The sequence below is a fragment of the Pseudomonas entomophila genome, from assembly GCF_018417595.1.
In the GTDB taxonomy this organism is placed as follows: Bacteria; Pseudomonadota; Gammaproteobacteria; order Pseudomonadales; family Pseudomonadaceae; genus Aquipseudomonas; species Aquipseudomonas entomophila_C.
Genome location: NZ_CP070982.1, coordinates 1,058,391 through 1,080,222, shown reverse-complemented (window position 1 = coordinate 1,080,222; position 21,832 = coordinate 1,058,391). Strand labels below are relative to the sequence as shown.

The 21,832-nt window shown below is 61.0% G+C and carries 15 protein-coding genes, 1 tRNA gene and 2 CRISPR repeat arrays; of the genes, 8 read left to right on the top strand and 8 right to left on the bottom strand.

Annotated features, from left to right (window positions below):
- Positions 1 to 5: 5 nt before the first annotated feature.
- From secD to queA, 4 genes are all read right to left on the bottom strand, one after another.
- Positions 6 to 1,868, bottom strand: coding sequence for a protein translocase subunit SecD (secD, locus tag JYG34_RS04710; protein ID WP_213659686.1), 1,863 nt, complete (start codon positions 1,866 to 1,868; stop codon positions 6 to 8).
- Positions 1,869 to 1,932: 64 nt separating this feature from the next.
- Positions 1,933 to 2,268, bottom strand: a complete 336-nt coding sequence (gene yajC / locus JYG34_RS04705) for a preprotein translocase subunit YajC (protein WP_003259111.1) — start codon at positions 2,266 to 2,268, stop codon at positions 1,933 to 1,935.
- Between the two features lie 41 nt (positions 2,269 to 2,309).
- Positions 2,310 to 3,425 (bottom strand): tRNA guanosine(34) transglycosylase Tgt, encoded by a 1,116-nt coding sequence (tgt, locus tag JYG34_RS04700; RefSeq protein WP_162042942.1) that lies wholly within the window; start codon positions 3,423 to 3,425, stop codon positions 2,310 to 2,312.
- A 14-nt stretch (positions 3,426 to 3,439) separates the two neighbouring features.
- Positions 3,440 to 4,489, bottom strand: a complete 1,050-nt coding sequence (queA, locus tag JYG34_RS04695; protein ID WP_213659685.1) for a tRNA preQ1(34) S-adenosylmethionine ribosyltransferase-isomerase QueA — start codon at positions 4,487 to 4,489, stop codon at positions 3,440 to 3,442.
- Positions 4,490 to 4,597: 108 nt separating this feature from the next.
- Between queA and JYG34_RS04690 the strand changes: the two genes are divergently transcribed.
- The 8 genes from JYG34_RS04690 to cas6f all read left to right on the top strand — a co-directional run bounded on the left by JYG34_RS04690 (position 4,598) and on the right by cas6f (position 16,657).
- Positions 4,598 to 4,682 (top strand) — tRNA-Leu (locus JYG34_RS04690).
- A gap of 186 nt (positions 4,683 to 4,868) precedes the next feature.
- Positions 4,869 to 6,401: a CRISPR direct-repeat array (repeat unit 28 nt; unit sequence TTTCTGAGCTGCCTACACGGCAGTGAAC).
- A 490-nt stretch (positions 6,402 to 6,891) separates the two neighbouring features.
- Positions 6,892 to 7,869, top strand: coding sequence for a type I-F CRISPR-associated endonuclease Cas1f (gene cas1f, locus JYG34_RS04685; RefSeq protein WP_213659684.1), 978 nt, complete (start codon positions 6,892 to 6,894; stop codon positions 7,867 to 7,869).
- Positions 7,866 to 11,255, top strand: coding sequence for a type I-F CRISPR-associated helicase Cas3f (gene cas3f, locus JYG34_RS04680; protein ID WP_213659683.1), 3,390 nt, complete (start codon positions 7,866 to 7,868; stop codon positions 11,253 to 11,255). Before cas1f ends, cas3f begins: the two co-directional genes overlap by 4 nt.
- 76 nt (positions 11,256 to 11,331) lie before the next feature.
- Entirely contained in the window at positions 11,332 to 12,579 is a 1,248-nt protein-coding gene (locus JYG34_RS04675) for an IS256 family transposase (protein ID WP_213657248.1), read from the top strand.
- 158 nt (positions 12,580 to 12,737) lie between these two features.
- Positions 12,738 to 14,063, top strand: coding sequence for a type I-F CRISPR-associated protein Csy1 (gene csy1, locus JYG34_RS04670; protein ID WP_213659682.1), 1,326 nt, complete (start codon positions 12,738 to 12,740; stop codon positions 14,061 to 14,063).
- The gene (csy2, locus tag JYG34_RS04665) at positions 14,056 to 15,033 is read left to right on the top strand and encodes a type I-F CRISPR-associated protein Csy2 (protein WP_213659681.1); all 978 of its coding nucleotides are present in this window, start codon (positions 14,056 to 14,058) and stop codon (positions 15,031 to 15,033) included. Before csy1 ends, csy2 begins: the two co-directional genes overlap by 8 nt.
- 31 nt (positions 15,034 to 15,064) lie before the next feature.
- Positions 15,065 to 16,090 (top strand): type I-F CRISPR-associated protein Csy3, encoded by a 1,026-nt coding sequence (gene csy3 / locus JYG34_RS04660; protein ID WP_213659680.1) that lies wholly within the window; start codon positions 15,065 to 15,067, stop codon positions 16,088 to 16,090.
- Positions 16,091 to 16,093: 3 nt separating this feature from the next.
- A complete protein-coding gene (cas6f, locus tag JYG34_RS04655) occupies positions 16,094 to 16,657 on the top strand; it encodes a type I-F CRISPR-associated endoribonuclease Cas6/Csy4 (protein ID WP_213659679.1) in 564 nt (187 codons plus the stop codon).
- Positions 16,658 to 16,787: 130 nt separating this feature from the next.
- Positions 16,788 to 18,078: direct repeats of the CRISPR family, unit length 28 nt; unit sequence GTTCACTGCCGTGTAGGCAGCTCAGAAA.
- Between the two features lie 388 nt (positions 18,079 to 18,466).
- Here the strand turns inward: cas6f and phnE are convergent.
- The 4 genes from phnE to JYG34_RS04635 are packed head-to-tail and all read right to left on the bottom strand — an operon-like array spanning position 18,467 to position 21,697.
- Entirely contained in the window at positions 18,467 to 19,234 is a 768-nt protein-coding gene (gene phnE / locus JYG34_RS04650; protein ID WP_213659678.1) for a phosphonate ABC transporter, permease protein PhnE, read from the bottom strand.
- The gene (locus JYG34_RS04645; RefSeq protein WP_213659677.1) at positions 19,231 to 20,058 is read right to left on the bottom strand and encodes a PhnE/PtxC family ABC transporter permease; all 828 of its coding nucleotides are present in this window, start codon (positions 20,056 to 20,058) and stop codon (positions 19,231 to 19,233) included. The genes phnE and JYG34_RS04645 overlap by 4 nt, the downstream gene beginning before the upstream one ends.
- Complete coding sequence (locus JYG34_RS04640) at positions 20,052 to 20,846, bottom strand: phosphonate ABC transporter ATP-binding protein (RefSeq protein WP_213659676.1); 795 nt, start codon at positions 20,844 to 20,846, stop codon at positions 20,052 to 20,054. Before JYG34_RS04640 ends, JYG34_RS04645 begins: the two co-directional genes overlap by 7 nt.
- Complete coding sequence (locus JYG34_RS04635) at positions 20,843 to 21,697, bottom strand: putative selenate ABC transporter substrate-binding protein (protein ID WP_213659675.1); 855 nt, start codon at positions 21,695 to 21,697, stop codon at positions 20,843 to 20,845. The genes JYG34_RS04640 and JYG34_RS04635 overlap by 4 nt, the downstream gene beginning before the upstream one ends.
- Positions 21,698 to 21,832: the final 135 nt, after the last annotated feature.

Here is a 21,832-nt window from a genome sequence, read left to right as displayed (position 1 = left end):
CTCCCTCAAACCCACAGCTTCTTGATGTCACGCCCGCCGCAGGTCAGGTTGACCATGGCGCGGGTCACCATGACGGCGGTGAACATCGAGGTGAAAATCCCGAGGGACATGGTGACCGCGAAGCCCTTGACCGGGCCGGTACCCATGGCGAACAGGATGCCACCGACCAGCAGGCTGGTCAGGTTGGCGTCGATGATCGCGGTGTACGCACGGTTGAAGCCTTCATGGATGGCGCGCTGCACCGACATGCCGGCGTTCAGCTCTTCGCGGATACGCGAGAAGATCAGCACGTTGGCGTCCACCGCCATACCCATGGTCAGCACGATACCGGCGATACCCGGCAGCGTCAGCGTGGCGCCCAGCAGCGACATCAGCGCCAGCAGCAGCACCATGTTGCCCGCCAGGGCGACGGTGGCGATCACGCCAAAGCCACGGTAGATGGCGATGATGAACAGCGAGACGAACAGCATGCCCCACAGCGACGCATCGATACCCTTGGTGATGTTGTCGGCACCCAGGCTCGGGCCAATGGTACGTTCTTCGGCGAAGTACATCGGCGCGGCCAGACCACCGGCACGCAGCAGCAGGGCCAGCTCGGACGATTCGCCCTGGCCGTTCAGGCCGGTGATGCGGAACTGGCTGCCCAGCGGCGACTGGATGGTCGCCAGGCTGATGATCTTCTTCTCTTCCTTGAAGCTCTGTACGGCAACGTCCTTCTCGACGCCGTCGACGGTCTGCTTTTCGTAGCGGGTGATCGGCTTCTGCTCGATGAAGATCACCGCCATGCTGCGCCCGACGTTGGTACGGGTGGCGCGGCTCATCAGCTCGCCGCCGTGGCCATCCAGACGGATATTCACCTGCGGGCGACCGTGTTCGTCGAAGCTGGCCTGGGCGTCGGTGACCTGGTCACCGGTGATGATCAGGCCGCGCTCGACCGCGGCGGAGCGGCCGCCTTCGCGGAACTCGAACACTTCGGTGGTGGCTTTCGACGCGCCTGGTTCAGCACCAAAGCGGAACTCCAGGTTGGCGGTCTTGCCGAGAATACGCTTGGCTTCGGCGGTGTCCTGCACGCCCGGCAGCTCGACCACGATGCGGTTGGCGCCCTGGCGCTGGACCAGCGGCTCGGCCACGCCCAGCTCGTTGACACGGTTGCGGACGGTGGTCAGGTTCTGCTTGATCGAGTATTCGCGGATCTCGGCGACTTTCGCCTGAGTCAGCGCCAGACGCAGCACGGCGAGCTCGTTGCGCTCGGTGGTGGTCAGGTCGAAATCATTGAAATTCTTGCGGATCAGGGCACGTGCCTGCTCGCGGGTAGCGTCGTCGGCGAAGCCCAGCATGATGCCGCCGTCCTGCTGGGGCAGGCTGCGGTAGCGGACGCGCTCTTTGCGCAGCAAGGTCTTGACCTCGCCTTCGTAGACTTTCATGCGGGCCGTCATGGCCTTGTCCATATCCACTTCCAGCAGGAAGTGCACACCACCGGACAGGTCCAGGCCCAGCTTCATCGGGCTGGCACCCAGGTTGCGCAGCCACTGCGGGGTGGTCTGGGCCAGGTTCAGGGCCACGACATAGTCGTCACCGAGGGCCTTGCGCGCCACATCCTTGGCTGGCAACTGGTCTTCCTGGTTGGTCAGGCGCACCAGCGCACTGCCCTTCACGCCCAGGCTGCCGCCTTTGACGGCGATGCCGGCATCGCCCAGCGCCTTGGTGACGCGGTCGAGGTCGGCCTGGCTGACATGCAGGGCGGAACTGGCGCCGCTGATCTGCACCGCCGGATCATCCGGGTAGAGGTTGGGTGCGGAATAAATGAAGCCGACCGCCAGTACCACCACGATCAGCAGGTATTTCCACAGAGGGTATTTGTTCAGCATCACGCCGCCCGTTCAAGACGCGGGGCGCTTTGCGCGCCCCGACTGGAAAAATGAAACCGGTAACTCAGATAGCCTTGAGCGTACCTTTTGGCAAGGTCGCGGCAATGGCGCCCTTCTGGAACTTCAGCTCGACGTTGTCCGATACTTCCAGGACCACGAAGTCATCGGAAACCTTGACGATCTTGCCGGCGATGCCGCCGTTGGTGACAACTTCGTCACCTTTCTGCAAGTTGCTCAGCAGGTTCTTCTGTTCTTTCGCGCGTTTGGCCTGCGGGCGCCAGATCATCAGGTAGAAGATGACCAGGAAGCCGACCAGGAAGATCCACTCGAAGCCGGTACCGGCGGGGCCGGCGGCTGGGGCTGCTGCGTCCGCGTAGGCGGCGGGAATCAAGAAGCTCATTGGGCTCTCCTAATGGAATTTCTAATAATGGGTGCGAACAGTCAGTCCAAAGGCGGCACAGGCAGCCCGCGCTTGGCGTAGAAGGCGTCGACAAAGGCGGCCAATTTACCCTGTTGAATAGCCTCGCGTAAACCGGCCATCAAGCGCTGGTAATGGCGCAAGTTGTGGATGGTATTCAGCATGCTGCTCAACATTTCGCCGCACTTGTCCAGGTGGTGCAGATAAGCGCGGGAGAAGTTGGTGCAGGTGTAGCAATCGCAGGTCGGATCCAGCGGCGAATCATCGTGGCGATGGAACGCGTTGCGGATCTTGATCACCCCGGTATCGACGAACAGATGGCCGTTGCGCGCATTGCGCGTGGGCATCACGCAGTCGAACATGTCGACGCCGCGGCGCACACCCTCTACAAGATCCTCCGGCTTGCCTACCCCCATAAGGTAACGAGGTTTGTCAGCCGGCATTTGCGCGGGCAGGTAGTCCAGCACCTTGATCATCTCGTGCTTGGGCTCGCCCACCGACAGGCCGCCGATGGCCAGGCCGTCGAAGTCGATGTTGACCAGTGCCTCCAGCGAGCGCATGCGCAGGTCTTCATACATGCCGCCCTGGACGATGCCGAACAGCGCCGCGGTGTTGTCGCCGTGGGCGTTCTTCGAGCGCTGGGCCCAGCGCAGCGACAGTTCCATGGAGGTGCGCGCCACGTCGTGCTCGGCCGGGTAGGGTGTGCACTCGTCGAAGATCATCACGATGTCCGAGCCCAGGTCGCGCTGGACCTGCATGGACTCTTCCGGGCCCATGAACACTTTCGAGCCATCCACGGGCGATGCGAAAGTCACGCCTTCCTCCTTGATCTTGCGCATGGCGCCCAGGCTGAACACCTGGAAACCACCGGAATCAGTGAGGATAGGGCCCTTCCATTGCATGAAGTCGTGCAGGCCGTTGTGTTTCTTGATGACCTCGGTACCTGGGCGCAGCCACAGGTGGAAGGTGTTGCCGAGGATGATCTCGGCACCAATGGCCTCGATGTCACGCGGCAGCATGCCCTTGACCGTGCCGTAGGTGCCCACCGGCATGAAGGCCGGGGTCTCGACGGTGCCACGGGGGAAGGTCAGCCGGCCGCGACGGGCCTTGCCGTCGGTGGCCAGCAGTTCGAACGACATTCGACAGGTGCGACTCATGCTTGATCCTCTGGGCCGCGTGGCGCCGGATTGCGGGTGATGAACATGGCATCACCGTAACTGAAGAAGCGGTAGCCCTGCTCGACCGCCGCCGCGTAGGCGGCCATGGTCTCGGGGTAACCGGCGAAGGCCGAGACCAGCATCAGCAGCGTGGACTCCGGCAGGTGGAAGTTGGTGACCAGGCAATCGACCACGTGGAACGGGCGGCCCGGGAAAATGAAGATGTCGGTGTCGCCGCTGAACGCCTTGAGCACGCCGTCGCGCGCCGCGCTCTCCAGCGAGCGCACGCTGGTGGTGCCCACCGCGATCACCCGGCCACCACGGGCGCGGCACGCTTCTACCGCGTCGACCACGTCCTGGCTCACTTCGAGCCACTCTTTATGCATGGTGTGGTCTTCGATCTTGTCGACCCGCACCGGCTGGAAGGTGCCCGCGCCCACATGCAGGGTGACGAAGGCGCGCTCGACGCCCTTGGCGGCGATCTTTTCCAGCAGCGCCTCGTCGAAGTGCAGGCCGGCGGTGGGCGCGGCCACGGCGCCGGCGCGCTCGGCGTAGACGGTCTGGTAGCGCTCGCGGTCGGCGCCTTCGTCCGGGCGGTCGATGTACGGCGGCAGCGGCATGTGGCCGACGCGTTCGAGCAGCGGCAGCACCTCTTCGCTGAAGCGCAGTTCGAACAGCGTATCGTGGCGGGCGACCATTTCAGCTTCGCCACCGCCGTCGATGAGAATCTGCGCGCCCTCTTTCGGCGCCTTGCTGGCGCGCACGTGGGCCAGCACGCGGTGGCTGTCGAGCACGCGCTCGACCAGCACTTCCAGCTTGCCGCCGGAGGCTTTCTGGCCAAACAGCCGCGCCGGGATCACCCGGGTGTTGTTGAACACCATCAGGTCGCCCGGGCGCAGGTACTCGAGCAGGTCGGTGAACTGCTTGTGGGCCAGCTCGCCGCTGGGGCCATCGAGCACGAGCAGGCGGCTGCCGTGGCGCTCGGCCAGTGGGTGGCGGGCGATGAGTGAGTCAGGGAGTTCGAAAGAGAAATCGGCGACGCGCATGATGATGTTCGGTTCGACAGGGCCGGGAAGTTTAGCCCAATGCGTGAAAATTGACCATGAAAGCCGATTGACCGGCTTGTGCGACCTCTCTATACTGCGGCGCCACAAGCCCTGATGGCGGAATTGGTAGACGCGGCGGATTCAAAATCCGTTTTCGAAAGGAGTGGGAGTTCGAGTCTCCCTCGGGGCACCAAGATCCAGAAAAAACCGACCTTATGGTCGGTTTTTTTGTGCCTGGCTTTCAGCCTCGCCCTCCACCTGTAGGAGCCAGCCTTGCTGGCGAATGCGAGGCGTTAGCCTTGCCTGCAAACGCCTTGATGTTTCAGCCGCCTGCACAGCGGTGAATGTCCAAGCTCGCGCTGCCGTTCATGGCCTGGGTTTTCTGAGCTGCCTATACGGCAGTGAATACCAATCATCCTGGGGCTTTCGCTTCCCTGGTTTTTCTGAGCTGCCTACACGGCAGTGAACTCAGCTCATCGAACGGACCGGTACCGCTGCCATTTCTGAGCTGCCTACACGGCAGTGAACGTGCTGGCCGCCCCAGTCGGCGCCGGTGCCAATTTCTGAGCTGCCTACACGGCAGTGAACCCGCTGCTGATCCAAGGGTCGGGCCGCACCCATTTCTGAGCTGCCTACACGGCAGTGAACAGCCATCAAACGCCTAACCTCTTCAACCCCCATTTTCTGAGCTGCCTACACGGCAGTGAACAGCATTACGCCACTGGAAGCCGAGGCCTTTGAATTTCTGAGCTGCCTACACGGCAGTGAACCTTTCTTTACGCGCAACGCGTCCAGACCACCCTTTCTGAGCTGCCTACACGGCAGTGAACGCGCTGGCGGGTCGCGTCTCCGTGAGCCACGCTTTCTGAGCTGCCTACACGGCAGTGAACGCGCTTCGGATCGGGAACCAGGAACTGTTCATTTTCTGAGCTGCCTACACGGCAGTGAACCCGCCCATCCATACCGCTGCGGCTGCCTGAAATTTCTGAGCTGCCTACACGGCAGTGAACGGGAAAACGTCCCCGGCGTCCTCTCCGACAAATTTCTGAGCTGCCTACACGGCAGTGAACTCGGAGTAGTACCAACACAACTGGGCCTCGAATTTCTGAGCTGCCTACACGGCAGTGAACGTGCCCCTGGGCCGTGCTGCTGTTCGTGGACATTTCTGAGCTGCCTACACGGCAGTGAACTGGCCCATCCATTGCCGGGCCTTTACGGCTGTTTTCTGAGCTGCCTACACGGCAGTGAACATCATTGCCGGTAGTGATGGCAAGCCGATGCTTTTCTGAGCTGCCTACACGGCAGTGAACGTCACGAAGGCAAGCTTCACCGCGGTACTCAATTTCTGAGCTGCCTACACGGCAGTGAACCGGAACTGCCTGAGTCGCGCGCGTGCGCGTTTTTTCTGAGCTGCCTACACGGCAGTGAACTTCATCCAGGCCGGCAGGGTTACGACTCCAGAGTTTCTGAGCTGCCTACACGGCAGTGAACTGAGTCTCCAGAGAAAAAGCAGATCAAGATCAATTTCTGAGCTGCCTACACGGCAGTGAACCATCTCTGAAGGCTGAGGCCTTGGCCGCAGGATTTCTGAGCTGCCTACACGGCAGTGAACGACCAAGGCGTCAACTGCTACGTCTACTACCATTTCTGAGCTGCCTACACGGCAGTGAACAATGACTTTGATGCAGTCGTCCGAATCCATCATTTCTGAGCTGCCTACACGGCAGTGAACGCCCACCTCAATGACGACGACATTCGGCCGGTTTTCTGAGCTGCCTACACGGCAGTGAACGGGGTCGCCCTGTCGGCCTGATGCACCATCATTTTCTGAGCTGCCTACACGGCAGTGAACAACGCGCCCGGGTTGCCGACATCATCGCCATGTTTCTGAGCTGCCTACACGGCAGTGAACTAGAGCCCAAAAACCTTAACTCATTGAGGTATAAAACCAAAATCACTTGAGAAGCCCAAACACCCTTTTTCCGCCAGCTTCCGTAACTAATTGATTTATAAAGCCCAACCTCACGCCCTTAAAAAGAGGGTCAGTCTTCCTCTCATGGAACAGCACGTAATCCATTCATTCAACAGGTCCCTGTGGGAGCAACTGCCTTGTGCCGGCCGCACTGGCCCATTCGCCGGCAAGCCGGCTCCTACAGGTACAGTGCTGTTACCGAGGCTGGCGAGGTGCATGTGGGCGGGTTTATCGAAGCGTCGAACCGCCGTGAACTCCGCGTCGCCTTTTTAGCGGGTAAACCCGCTCCCACAGCGGTATGTGTGATCTCCTACGTGCTACCCAGCTAACGTGGCAAGGCAGAAGTCTCTCGCAACAGAATCCACAAGCACCCGGCTCTCCAACTCAGCTATAACGACCAGCCCAATCCACTCACGAGCATACGGCCACCATGGAAGGCATCCCCTCGTCAGACCTCAAAAGCATCCTCCACTCCAAACGAGCCAACATCTACTACCTCCAGCACTGCCGGGTATTGGTAAAAGGCGGCCGGGTCGAGTACGTCACCGATGCCGGCAAGCAATCGCTCTACTGGAACATTCCCATCGCCAACACCACCACGGTGCTGCTGGGGACTGGCACCTCGGTCACCCAGGCCGCCATGCGCGAACTGGCCCGAGCCGGCGTACTGGTCGGTTTTTGCGGCAGCGGCGCCACGCCCCTGTTCAGCGCCAATGAAGTGGGCATCGATATCGCGTGGTTCTCCCCCCAGAGCGAATACCGCCCCACCGAGTACCTGCAACGCTGGGTTTCATTCTGGTTTGACGCAGAAAAACGCCTGGACGCCGCCAAGGCATTCCAGCGCCTGCGCCTGGATTACCTGGGCAAGCAATGGTGTGGCAATCGCTCGTTCGACAAGGCAGGTTTCAGCGTTGACGCCTCTGCCTTCAACGACCTGCTTGGCCAATCCCTCTCACGTGTCGAGCAGGCCCGCAATCACGACGAGTTGCTGACCGAGGAGGCCCGCCTGACCAAACGCCTGTTCAAGCTCGCCGCCAATGCCACCCGTTACGGTGAGTTCACCCGTGCCAAGCGCGGCAGCGGCACAGACCCCGCCAATCGCTTTCTCGACCACGGCAATTACCTCGCCTATGGCCTGGGCGCCACAGCCACCTGGGTACTTGGCTTGCCGCATGGCCTCGCTGTGCTGCATGGCAAGACACGCCGTGGCGGGCTGGTGTTCGATGTCGCCGACCTGATCAAGGACGGCCTTATCCTGCCACTGGCATTCCTCTCGGCGATGCGCGGTGATGATGAGCAGGCCTTCCGCCAGGCGTGCATCGAGAGTCTGACGCGCAACGAAGCCCTGGACTTCATGATCGACAGCCTGAAGGCAGTCGCCGAACAACTGGGAGCACCACTGGCGTGAACATCCTGTTGATCTCCCAATGCGACAAACGCGCGCTCAGCGAAACCCGCCGGATCCTGGATCAGTTCGCCGAGCGTCGCGGTGACCGTACCTGGCAAACGCCCATCACCAAAGCCGGCCTCGATACCTTGCGTCGCCTGCTGAGGAAAACCGCCAGGCGCAACACCTCCGTCGCCTGCCACTGGATTCGCGGCCTGGACCACAGTGAACTGCTGTGGATCGTCGGCAATGCCAGCCGCTTCAATGCGCAGGGCGCGGTCCCTACCCACAGCACACGACGCGATATGCTGCGCAAAGAGGACGAAAACGACTGGCACACCGCAGAGGACATCCAACTGCTTGCCCGCATGGCGGCGCTGCTGCATGACCTCGGCAAATCCTGTGCTTCGTTCCAAAAACGCCTACGCACACAATCCATAACCCGGAACCTGTATCGCCACGAGTGGATTTCACTTCGCCTGCTCCAGGCGTTCGTGGGTAACGATGACGATGAGACATGGCTGCAACGCTTGGCTGCCCCGACCCTGGAGGACGACGCCAGTTGGCTTGCACCAGGCCGGTTGATGCGTGATGGCCTGGATACTCAGACCATTCCGCCCTTTCGCCAGCTTCCGCCTCTGGCAGCCGCCATTGGTTGGTTGGTGGTCAGCCACCACCGTTTGCCGGTGGTGCCTAATCTCGAAGACAAGCGCACAGGTACTGAAACGCGTTTAGGTAGCCGAACCCTAGGCATGAACCGCCGCAAGCTGGAACACTTGCTGGAGAACATCAGCGCTCACTGGAACGAAACACCAGACCCGAACAGTGCTGAATCGCCAGGCAGCTATTGGCAGTTCGATCATGGCCTCCCGGTAACCGAACCGAAGTGGCGAGCCAAAGCCGCCAAATTGGCCAACCAGTTGCTGGCACTGCGCAACAAACCCGGCAAAGGCGACTGGCTGCACAACCCTTATGTAATGCACCTGGCACGCTTGAGCCTGATGCTTGGCGACCACCACTATTCCAGCCTCGGCCCAGGCGATAGCCGGCGGGTACAGGGTGACGGTACGACACCACTGCACGCCAACACCAACAGCGACGGTAGCCCCAAGCAACCTCTCGATGAACACCTGCTGGGGGTGGAGCGGATGTGCGCCAGCATCGTCCACGCGCTGCCCCGTTTCGAACGCCACCTGCCGCGCCTGGTCCAGCACAAGGGCTTGCGCAAACGCAGTGGTGAAGAACGCTTCCGCTGGCAGGACAAAGCCGCCGACAAGGCCGGTAGCCTGCGCGATGCCAGTGCCGAGCGTGGTGCGTTCATCATCAACATGGCCTCCACCGGCTGCGGCAAGACCTTGGCCAATGCGCGGATCATGAATGCCCTCGCCAACCCGCAGCTTGGCATGCGCTGCGCCTTCGCCTTGGGCTTGAGGACGCTCACCCGGCAGACGGGCGAAAGCTATCGCCATGACCTGTACCTGGGTGATAACGAACTGGCCATTCGTGTAGGCGGTTCAGACTCCGGGCTGCTACAGGAGTACTTCGAAGCCCAGCATGAACGCCATGGTTCGGCCTCGATCCAGAACCTGATAGATGAAGACAGCCATGTGTTCTACGAAGGCAACACCGATGGCCATGGGCTTCTGGGTAAAGCGATGGGGGACCCGCACATCCGCGCCATGCTCGCGGCACCGCTGCTGGTCTGCACCATCGACCACCTGATGCCAGCAACCGAAGCGCAACGCGCCGGGAGGCAGATCGCGCCGATGCTGAGGCTGATGAGTGGTGACCTGGTACTGGACGAACTCGATGACTTCGACCTCAACGACCTGCCGGCACTCACCCGACTGATGCATTGGGCCGGCATGCTTGGATCGCGGGTGCTGCTCTCCTCCGCGACCCTGCCGCCGGCGCTGGTGACCGGCATGTTCCACGCTTACCAGGCAGGCAGACAGCAATATCGACGCAATCGTGGCGAACCTCTGCATGCATCGCATCCGCAGATTGATATCCCCTGCCTTTGGGTCGACGAGTTTTCAACCCTCGACTTCGACTGTGACAGTGCTGGTACGCTCGCCGAACAGCATGCACTGTTCGTGTCCCGGCGCGTTGCCGCGTTGGGCATCGAAAGTGAAAAGCCCATACGGAATGTCGAGATACTGCCCTGGAAAATGGAAGGCTCCTACACTGAAGCCCGCGTTCGCGAACACTTCGCCGGGCAGCTGTTCCAGGCGATGCAACAGGCCCACGGTCGCCATGCTCAGGCCTGTCCGCGTAGCGCCAAGCGTGTGAGCTTTGGCCTGATACGCATGGCTAATATCGAACCGTTGTTCGATGTCGCCCTGGCGTTATTCAAACAAGGAGCTGCAACGGGACAGCGTATTCACCTGGCCGTCTATCACTCACGCTTCCCCATGATTCTGCGCTCGGCCATCGAGACGCGGCTGGATCGATGCCTCAATCGCAAGCAGCCGGAAGCAGTGTACGACCTGCCCGAGGTCCGCCAGGCACTGGATGCCTATCCGGAACTGGACCACCTGTTCGTGGTGCTCGGCTCGCCTGTCACGGAGGTTGGCCGAGATCATGACTACGACTGGGCAATCGTCGAACCCTCCTCCGTTCGGTCGCTGGTTCAACTGGCAGGGCGCGTGCAACGGCACCGACGAATGCCTTGCATGTCACCGAATCTGCTGGTGTTCGAATTCAACCTGAAACACTTCGAGAACAAATCGGACCCGGAAAAGGAAAGCTGTGCTGCCTTCATCTATCCGGGTTTCGAACAGGACACAAAGGACCCCAGGCATCCCTTCCGCCTGAACAAGCACAGCCTTGAGCATCTGCTGTCGCAGGAAGACCTCGCTCCTTTCAACGCTCGCCCGCGTATTCAACCTCGCCCCGACGCTGCCTTGAAAACCAAAGACAATCTTGTGGACCTCGAACATCGACGCCTCGCGGAACTGATGCTACCTAGCGATGGCAGATCCGACTTGGACGCCACCTGTGCATGGCAATACCCAAACGCCGCGCTGACCTGGGTACTGCCCCAGCACCAACCGTTTCGCAAGCAGACACAGCCAATGGTCGATCTGGTGTTCAAGCTCGATGACGATGAGGAACGACTATGCCTGCATAGCCTGCATCAACCCGATAAGCGGAAACCTCCGGACTACCTGGCCTGTGAAAGCATGCTGGAAAGGGTCGACCTGCAAGCACACCTGGGAAGCGGTATATGCCCTTGGGGTGAGGTCGACCTGATGGCTCAATTGGAAGAGTTGGCAGTGGCGCAGGACATTTCGTTGGAGGAGTGTGCCAGGAGATTTACCCCGGTGAGCGTCCCTTCCAGCAAGTCAGGGTGGCGGTATCACCCGGTCTTGGGGTTTGCCAAGAAGAGCACGAACCGTTACTAATGGCTAAATGGCATTACTCGTGAAGAGGGTGTCAGAAATTTTGTGTTCGGGCATAACATGAGTAAGAGGTGCATGTATGCCAACCAAAAAGAAACCCTTGCGTGACCTGCCCAAAATCCCCAAAGAGCTGCTGGAGCAGTTCGGTGAGGGCCTGATGACCGCAGAAGCTATCGAGGATGCCTCTGCGGCGTTCAAGAAGGCCCTGATCGAACGCGCTCTGCATGCCGAGCTTGGCCACCACCTGGGCTATCCGCCGGGCGCGCAGCGCCCAGAGGATGAAACCAACCAGCGTAACGGCAAGAGTGGCAAGACGGTTTTAACGGGGGATGGCCCACTGCGGCTGGAAATTCCTCGCGATCGAGACGGCAGTTTTTCGCCCATTCTGATCCCCAAGCACGAGCGGCGGTACACCGGTTTCGATGACAAGATCATCGCCATGTACGCCCGTGGAATGACGGTCAGAGAGATCCGAGCCTTTTTGTCCGAGCAGTATGGAACAGAGGTCTCACCCGACTTCATCAGCTCTGTGACAGACGAGGTCATGGACGAGATTGGCGCGTGGCAACAGCGGCCACTGGAGCCGATGTACCCGGTCATTTTCTTCGATGCACTGCGGGTGAAGATCCGCGAAGAGGGCCTGGTGCGCAACAAGGCCATTTACCTGGCCCTGGGCGTCCTCCCCGACGGGACGCGGGATATCCTGGGCATCTGGATCGAGAACACCGAGGGCGCGAAGTTTTGGATGAAGGTCTTTAACGATCTCAAGACGCGCGGTGTCGAAGATGTGCTGATTGCCGTGACCGATGGCCTCAAAGGTATGCCAGAGGCTCTCAGTGCCGTGTTTCCAGAGACGACGTTGCAAACGTGCATCGTGCACCTGATCCGCAACAGCCTCGACTTCGCGGCCTGGGACAAGCGGCGGGCTCTGGCCAAGGAGCTGAAGCCGATTTACCAAGCCATTAATGCTGAAGCGGCTGAGCAAGCACTCGATGAGTTTGAGAACGGGCCGTGGGGCGAGAAATATCCAACGGTGGTGGCTGCCTGGAGACGCGCCTGGGATCGAGTGATTCCATTTTTCGTCTTCCCACCGGCCATCAGAAAGGTGATTTACACCACCAACGCCATCGAGAGCATCAACGCCCAGCTACGCAAGGTCATCAAGACTCGCGGGCATTTCCCGAATGATGACGCAGCGACCAAACTGATTTGGCTGGGATTGCGCAACATAACAGCCAATTGGGGAAAACCGGCCCATGATTGGAAAAGCGCGATGAATCAATTTGCGATTCTGTACGGAGATCGGTTCATCAGGCCGACCTGGTGAGAATCAGGGCCTGCCTGACGGCAGGCCGTTACCGGCCCGCACACAAAAAATCTGACAGTCCCCTCGTGAATTGCAGGTAAGACTGCTCAAAAACATTCCAGCCTTGCCCAGGCTGGTTCACAACAAACTGCCAAGCTGGCAATGAGTCAGAGTTTCTTATGGAAGAAAAACTCACACGATCAAGCTTATTCCGCAGCACCATCATCCAGTTCATCAACGACCGCCGCGACACCAAGCTCAACGGCAAGGACGACCCCGTCACCGCCGCCAAATATGAGTACTCGACCTGGCTCGCCGACGCCGCCCGGCGTGTGACACAAATCCAGGCTGTGACCCATGTACTCAAGGCAACCCACCCAGACGCCCGTGGCAGCAGCCTGTTCGTCGATCCGAAATCACTCCCCTCCCATAAGGAAGTTGGTAGCCACTCATTGGGCGACCAATACGCCACAGACATTGTCGGCAACGCTGCCGCACTGGACGTCTACAAATTTCTCAAACTGCAGGTCGAGGGTCGTGCGCTGCTCGACTGGCTGCAGCACGACGATCCCGATCTGCTGAGTGCGCTAACGCCCGATATCGAGCAGGCCACGGCGTGGGCAGCAGCCTTCAAGGGCCTGATACGCCAAGGTGAGTCGGTGGTCTCCCATGAAAAAGCCAAGCAGCTGTACTGGTGTGTAGGCAACGACCCAACACAGACGGCCTCATTCCATTTGCTGCAACCACTGTTTCCCAGCAGCCTGGTGCATGCCGTGCACACGGAGATCAACGATGCACGCTTTGGTGAAGCCAACAAACTCGCCCGGCAAGCGCGACGCAACAACGAAGAACACAGCGACACTTACCGCGAGTACCGTGAACTCGTCGCACGCAAGCTGGGTGGCACCAAACCGCAGAACATCAGCCAGCTCAATAGCGAACGAGGCGGTGTGAACTACCTGCTTGCCTCCCTTCCCCCCACCTGGAAATCACTGGCACTCAAACCGTTGCTGTCGGTCGACTCCGCATTTTCGCGCTTCCATCGCTTTGACGGAGTACAGCGCCAGCTGAATGCTCTATATGGTCACTTCAAGGAGGAACCGCCTGCGGACTTCGCCGCTCGCAAACGCCTCGACCGCATTCAGCGAGCACTCGGCCTTGCCCTGACCGCGTTTGGATTGAGCATCCGCACCCAACTACCTGCGGGCTGGACCCGTACCTCGGAATGCCGCCTCCCCCTATGTGAACAGGTTTGGCTGGATCCTGGCCGTGCCAGCCTGGACATTCGCGCAGACTTCACAGACGAGGATCTGGCACTTCAACGAATGGTCGAGCAGCAAACCTGGCCAGATGAGGTCGCAAAGCACTTTGCGCTCTGGCTCAACAATTTACTCCGGCATAAAGGCTTCCCCGTCAGCGATGCGGAGCACTTGCAGTGGGCCCGCAAGGCACTCGAGCACACCCTAGGCTTCACCGCCAGTCAAAAGGAGGCCAACCGTGTCTGAACTTGCAAAACTGGAGGCACTTCTGGTTCTGCCTCACTTGCGCATTCAAAACGCTAATTCAATTTCCAGCCCTCTGACTCACGGCTTCCCGTCCATGACAGCGTTCACTGGGCTGATGTGCGCGCTGGAGCGCAAGGCACGTGCGACAGGCATCGACTTGAGGTTCCCGGCAGTTGGTGTCGTTGTCCACCAACACGAAGAGCAGGCCAGCTCGGACCGCTATGTGAAAGCCCTGCACCTCACACGCAACCCGAATGACCGCAATGGCAGCCCCTCTCCCATCGTCGAAGAGGGTCGAATCCATCTGGAGCTCACGTTGTTGCTGGGTGTGAAAGGGGCAGCGCTGGATGACCCGTCCCAGGCCAATACGCTCGCCCGGCAACTGCTGGACCTGCTCCACAGCCTGCGACTTGCAGGTGGTAGTTTCGTACCGGCGATACAACCAACCACCGATCAGACACCTTACTTCATGCCCCTGAGTGGCAGTGAAGACGATCGCCAGGAAGTGTTTGCAAACACCGCCCCCAATTGGCTACCTGGCTTCACTTTGGTCGAACGCCATGACCTATTGATGCAACGGCAAAACGAACTGCAGAGCACCCAGCCTGGCGCCACCGCCTTGGATGCACTGCTGTCACTGGCCCGGATCAATTGGCACGCCGGCGAACCCGACGCCAGCGGCAAGGCAGCCTGGCACAACGACCGTCAGGGCCTCGGCTGGATCGTACCCATTCCGGTCGGCTACGGCGCGCTGACGCCGTTGCAACCCGCTGGCTCGGTACTCAATGCCCGTGACAGCGACACGCCGGTTCGGATCGTGGAGAGCCTTTACAGCATCGGTGAATGGCTGAGTCCACACCGCCTGGAATCAATGGAGCAGCTGCTCTGGTACCCGACTGTCTGCGTGGAAAGCGGGCTCTACCGCTGCCGAAACGATTACCAACCCGACATCGTATTCAACTTCGACTGAAGCCGTCATCTCATTACAGAAGGATTTGCCAATGACCACTGACACCCTCAAGACCGCCTCCGTTCTGGCTTTCGAGCGCAAGCTCGACCCGTCGGACGCGCTGTTCCATGCTGGCAACTGGGAAAAACGCGACAGCTGGGTGCCAATTGCCGTACGTGAAAAGTCCGTACGCGGCACCATTTCCAACCGCATGAAGACCAAGGACTTGGACCCCGCCAAGCTGGACGCCGAAGTACAGAAACCGAACCCGCAAACTATTGATGTCGCCACCCTGCCCCACGACGCCGATACCCTTCAGGTCTCGTTCACCCTGCGCGTGCTGGGCAATATCGACCAACCATCGGCCTGCAACGACGCGGCTTACCGGCACAAACTTCAAGCAACCGTGAAAGGCTATGCCGAACAGAACGGTTTCAACGAACTGGCCTATCGCTACGCCTGCAACCTGGCCAACGCCCGCTTCCTCTGGCGCAACCGAATTGGCGCCGAGCAGGTCGAAGTCAAAGTGGAACAACTGGTGGACGGTCAGGCCCGAGAAACCTGGACCTTCGACGCCCTCAGCCTGTCCCTGCGCCATTTCGACAGCCATGGCAACAATGCCACGGCGCTGAAGGCGCTGGCCCAGATCATCAGCAACGGCCTGCTCGGTGAGCAGCATGTGCTGCTGCGCATCACCGCACTTGCCCGCCTGGGTGCCGGCCAGGAAGTGTTCCCGTCCCAGGAACTGATCATGGACCGCGGCCGTGGCGACAAGAGCAAGACCCTGTACACCGTCAGCGGCATTGCCGGGCTTCACTCGCAGAAGGTCGGCAACGCCTTGCGCAGCATCGACACCTGGTATGAGGAAGCCGCCAGCAACGGGCCGATCGCCGTCGAACCCTATGGGTCGGTCACCACCCAGGGCAAGGCCTATCGCCAGCCGCGCAACAAGAGCAAGGACGACTTCTACTCCCTGCTTGACGGCTGGGTACTCAAGGACAAGGTGCCAGCCCTGGAGCAACAGCACTTTGTCATTGCCACCCTGATCCGTGGCGGTGTGTTTGGCGAGGCGGGCTGAGCCATGGATCAGTACCTCGAACTGACGCTACTGCCAGACCCTGACTTCCCCCAGGCGATGTTGATGAGCGCGCTGCTGGCGAAGCTCCATCGGGCGCTGCACGACCTGCAGAGAAACGATATCGGCATCAGCTTCCCGGACCACAGTACGAAACCGTACAGCCTTGGCAAACGCCTGCGCGTGCACGGATGCAAAACCGCTCTGGAACAACTGCAAGCGCTCAACTGGCTCAGCGGAATGCGTGACCATACCCAGGCATCAGGCGTTGAGCAGGTGCCAGCTGACGCTCGGCATCGATGCGTTTCGCGGGTGCAAGTCGACAGCAACCCGGAGCGCCTGCGTCGGCGGCTGGTCAAGCGGCACGGGATCAGTGAAGAGGAAGCCTTGCAGCGCATACCGGACAGCAAGCGCAAGCTGAGTGACCTTCCGTTTGCACAATTGCGCAGTCACACAACTGGACAACTGTTCAAGCTGTTTGTGCGCCACGGCCCACTTGTCGATGAAGCACAGGGAGGGGGCTTTGGGAGTTATGGTTTGAGTAGCAACGCGACCGTGCCGTGGTTCTGACCCTTTTTTCTTGAGAAGGTGGCCACCCACGTAAAATCAATGACTTACAGGGGTGGTCGCAAAAAGGGTATTGAGGCATGAACTGAGTTATTCCTTAATCCATTCAGTCAGTTAGGTTATTCGGGTTCTAGTTCACTGCCGTGTAGGCAGCTCAGAAACCCTCGAACAAGGTGGCGCCGGCCAACAACCTGTTCACTGCCGTGTAGGCAGCTCAGAAACACGATCCATTGAAGTTTGGCGGGCGATTCGCGTTCACTGCCGTGTAGGCAGCTCAGAAAAACGGCCTGGCCCAGCAGGTCGCGACCAACACGTTCACTGCCGTGTAGGCAGCTCAGAAAACCTCGACGCCGAGCCGGCGGCGCGGGTTCTTGTTCACTGCCGTGTAGGCAGCTCAGAAAATCTGGCCAGCCTCGTATGCCACCTCCTTGTCGTTCACTGCCGTGTAGGCAGCTCAGAAACGCCAGCGGCGGAACGGCGTTGCCTGCCATGTGTTCACTGCCGTGTAGGCAGCTCAGAAAAACCCATCATAAGGCGATGTACTAGTGGCGCTGTTCACTGCCGTGTAGGCAGCTCAGAAAACTGCAAGATGCTGTCGATCTCAGTGAGGTCAGTTCACTGCCGTGTAGGCAGCTCAGAAACGCAAGGCTGACAACGGCCGTTGCGCTAACCAGTTCACTGCCGTGTAGGCAGCTCAGAAATTTGGCGGCGCGGGCGATGGCAGTACCACCTTGTTCACTGCCGTGTAGGCAGCTCAGAAAGAGAGGTTCTCCTCGATCCGCAGCAGGTTGATGTTCACTGCCGTGTAGGCAGCTCAGAAACACCGCCCGTCAGGGCCTTGGAATGCGTCACCGTTCACTGCCGTGTAGGCAGCTCAGAAAACGCAGGTCTGGCACGTTGAAGGTGGTACTGCGTTCACTGCCGTGTAGGCAGCTCAGAAAAGTTCGTGCAGCGCGCAACCCGGGCGCTGACAAGTTCACTGCCGTGTAGGCAGCTCAGAAATCGCGGATCGTGGAGGCTGGCGCGTCGGTGAAGTTCACTGCCGTGTAGGCAGCTCAGAAAGCGCAGGTCTGCGCGCTCGCCGCCTTCTTCATGTTCACTGCCGTGTAGGCAGCTCAGAAATTCGGCGGATGAACCGGGCACGGCCAGCGCAGGTTCACTGCCGTGTAGGCAGCTCAGAAACGAATGCCTCGACCTCGCCAGTGGCGTCCTCGGGTTCACTGCCGTGTAGGCAGCTCAGAAATTCGCGCTCGGCGACGATCGTGTCTGGCTCAAAGTTCACTGCCGTGTAGGCAGCTCAGAAAGTAACGCTGAGCAAGCCAAGCGAGTTCAACGGGCTCACTGCCGTATAGGCAGCTCAGAAAATCAAGCAAATCTGGTACGCCCGGTAAGGGGAGTTCACTGCCGTGTAGGCAGCTTAGAATAGGGCGTAGTTCCAAATCTGGTACAGAGCATGATCGGGCTGGTTCGTGAACAGTTCGCAGCGAGGGACGTGTAGGTATTGTGTTTAAACCACAACACCGTTGGGCTGCTGCTTCATCCACAACTGGGTTTCGTACCATTCAGATTTGAGGAACAGCGAACATCGGGTGACTGGCGGGTGGCGCTGGCGGAGGTGAAGCAGGTGATTGTCTGGGGCTCATTGTGATCACCTGAGTTTGTGTTGCCCGGATCAGGGCTGCTTTGCAGCCCATCGCGGGTAAACCCGCTCCTACAAGGATGGCGGTGTCTCAGCCATATCGTTTAATAAAATGTGGAAGCGGGTTTACCCGCGAAACCGACGCAGGCGGTGCCATCCACAAGTTGCTGTCGTCAGGCACGCACGAAGCGTTGCCGCAACACATCACTCAGTGCATCCACCAAAAGCACCAACACCAGCATGGCCATGATCACCGTGCTGGCCTGGGCCTCCTGGAACAGGCTCAGGGTCGCATACAGCATCTGCCCCAACCCACCCGCACCGACAAAGCCCAGCACACTGGCCATGCGGATGTTGTTCTCCCACCGATACAAGCTGTACGCCAGCAACTGCGGCCAGAGGTTGGGCAAGGTGCCGAAACAGAATGCCGCGATCTGGCTGCCGCCCTGCAAGCGAATCGCCGCGGCCGGTTCCGGTGGCGCGTTCTCCAGCGCTTCGGCGAACAACCGCCCCAGCACGCCGGCCGTGTGCAGCGCCAGCGCCAGGGTGCCGGCGTTGGGGCCGAGGCCGGCCGCGAGCACGGTCAACGCCGCCCAGACCAGTTCGGGAATCGCCCGCAACCCATTGAGCAGCAACCGCGCCGCGCCTTGCAGCGGCCAGCCGAAACGGCCTGCGGCGGGCAGTGCCAGGAGCATCCCCAATACCATCGCCAGCAACGTGCCCAGCCCGGACATGGCCAGCGTCTCCAACGCCCCGCGCCCGACCGCGCGCAGGTGCTCCACGGACAGGTCCGGATGCAGGAAGCGCGCGGCATACTCGCCCATCTGCGCCAACCCGCCATTGCCGACGAGCGAGGCCAGGTCGAGCTCCAGGTAGACGAACGACGCCACCACCGCCGCCAGGATCGCGACAATCACTAACCCGTTGATCAACCGGTTCATGCCAGCCTCCCGCGCAGGAAGCGGCTGAGCAGATCGGCCAGCACCACCAGCAGCAGAAACGTCAGCAGCATGCTCGCCACCTCGGCACCGGCGAACATGCGCATCGACAGGTCGATCTGCTGGCCCAGGCCGCCAGCACCAACGAAGCCCATCACCACCGAGGCGCGTACCGCGCATTCCCAGCGGTAGACGGTGTAGGACACCACCTCGGTCGAAGCCTGGGGCAGGATCCCGTAGAAGAACGCGGACAACCGCCCGCTGCCCGCCTGCAACAAGGCATGGGCCGGGCGCTGGTCCACCGACTCGAAGATTTCCGCGTACACCTTGCCAAGCATGCCGCTGTAGGTGATGGCGATGGCCAGCACCCCGGCCGTCGGCCCCAGGCCCACGGCGCGGACGAACAGCAGCGCCCAGACGATCTCGGGCACGCTGCGCAGGAAGATCAGCAGGCCACGCACCGGCAGGCGCACGGTGCGCGACCACAGGCCCAACCGGCCAGCGGTCGACGCCGCCCGCAGCGACAACGCGCGGCTGGCCAGCAGGCTCGCGGGCACGGCCAGCAATAGCGCCAGGGTCATGCCCGCCGTGGCCACGGCCAAGGTCTGCAACGTGGCCTCCGACAGCAATGCGAGGAAGTCGGCATCATGGGCCGGTGGCCAGAACGCACCGACGAAACTGGCCATCTGCTTGCGGTTCTCGGCATGAAACAGCACACCGGGGTCGAGCTCGCTCAACTGCCACCCCGGCCACAACAGGGCCAGGCATACCAGTGACAACAGCAATCTCGGGAGTGCCGCAGGGTCGCGGCGGTCGGCACTCAGCATCTTGGGATCTGCACCAGCACGGTAGCTGTCGGCGTTACTGGAGAGCCCAGTTGTTCATTGGCGTAGAGCGCATCGAGCATTGTTGGGGTGACAGCCTCGGCGGGACAATCGAAGGCGACTTCACCGGCGCGAATACCAATGATTCTTGGGAAGTGCGTCAGGGCCAGTTCCACCGCATGCAGGCTGGCCACCAGCGTCACCCCATGGGCCTGGGCATGGCGGTTGAGCAACGCCAGGCTGTGGTCGGCGAGTACCGGGTCCATGGCCGAAACCGGCTCGTCGGTCAGCAGCACTTCAGGCCGCTGGTACAACGCGCGGGCGATACCAACCCGCTGCAACTGGCCACCGGACAACTGCCCGCACTGCACGAACAACTTGTCGACCATGCCCAGCTCGGTCAGCACCGCGCGGGCGCCGGGTACATCGCCGGGGTGGATCAGGTTGAGCAGACCGCGCAACGTGCCCCACTGCCCCAGGCGCCCGGCCAGCACCGCAGTCACCACACGCTGGCGAGGCGGCAGGGGCGGCGCCTGGTGCACCAGGCCAATCCGCGCCCGCAAGCGCTGGCGAGCGCCGGACGAGAGCGACCAGGGCTGCTCGCCCAACAGATCCAATTGCCCGGTGCTGGGCCTTACGGCGGTGGCCATCAGGTGCAACAGGCTCGACTTGCCGGCCCCCGACGGGCCGATGATCGCCACCCGTTCACCGTTGTCGATGTGCAGGTCCACGTTGTTCAGGGCCTGGACCTGGCCATGGCGCAGGCCGGCCCCCTGGAGACGAATACTCACTTGAGCAGGCCGGCCTCGCGCGCGGCTTGTTCGGTGCCTGCGTAGTTTTCCGGCTTGGTTTCGATGAACCGGCTGGCGGCCTGCAGGTCGAGGATCGCCTTGTCCGACGGCTTGGCCGGGTCGAGGGCGAGGAAGGCTTGCTTGATCTTCTCCTTGAGCGCCGGGTCCATGTTGCCGCGCACGGTCCAGTTGTAGTCGAAGTACTCCGGCGTGGTGGCGAAGACTTTCACCTTGCTGGTGTCGACCTTGCCGGCGGCGACCAGCTTGTCCCAGACGCTGGCGTTGAGCACGCCGGCATCGACCTTGCCGGCCTGGACCCAGGCGGCGGTGGCGTCATGGGCGCCGGAATAGGCGACGCGGCTGAAGTACGCCTCGGGCTTGATGTTGTCGTTCTTGAGCATGAAGAAGCGCGGCATCAGGCTGCCGGAGGTGGACGAGATCGAGCCGAAGGCGAAGGTCTTGCCCTTGAGGTCGGCCAGGCTCTTCACATCCGGGTTGGCAGTGATGAACTTGGAGGTGAACTTGGCATCCTGCTCACGCTGCACCAGCGGCGTGGCCTTGGGATCCTTCAGGTGCACCTGGACGAAGGTGAAGCCGCCCAGCCAGGCCAGGTCCAGGCGGTCGCTGGCCAGCGACTCGACGACGGCCGGGTAGTCCGCGACCGGCACGAACTGCACCTTCATCCCCAGCTGTTGCTCCAGGTACTCGCCCAGCGGTTTGAACTTGCGCAGCAGCTCGGTCGGCGCTTCGTCGGGGATGGCGCTGACGCGCAGTACGTCGGCGGCCTGGGCGACAACGGCGCAGCAGGACAGGACGAGGCCGGCAGCCAGTGCCAGTGGGCGTTTGAACATGGGGGTTCTCCGATTCAAGGGCGGGGAAGAAGTCGATAGCGCATCGCGGGGCAAACCCGCTCCCACAGCGCGTCGCGCGCCATGCGCTGATCGGGGCAAGTATAAGAGGCGCAGGCGCAAAGGCCAGCTTTGCTA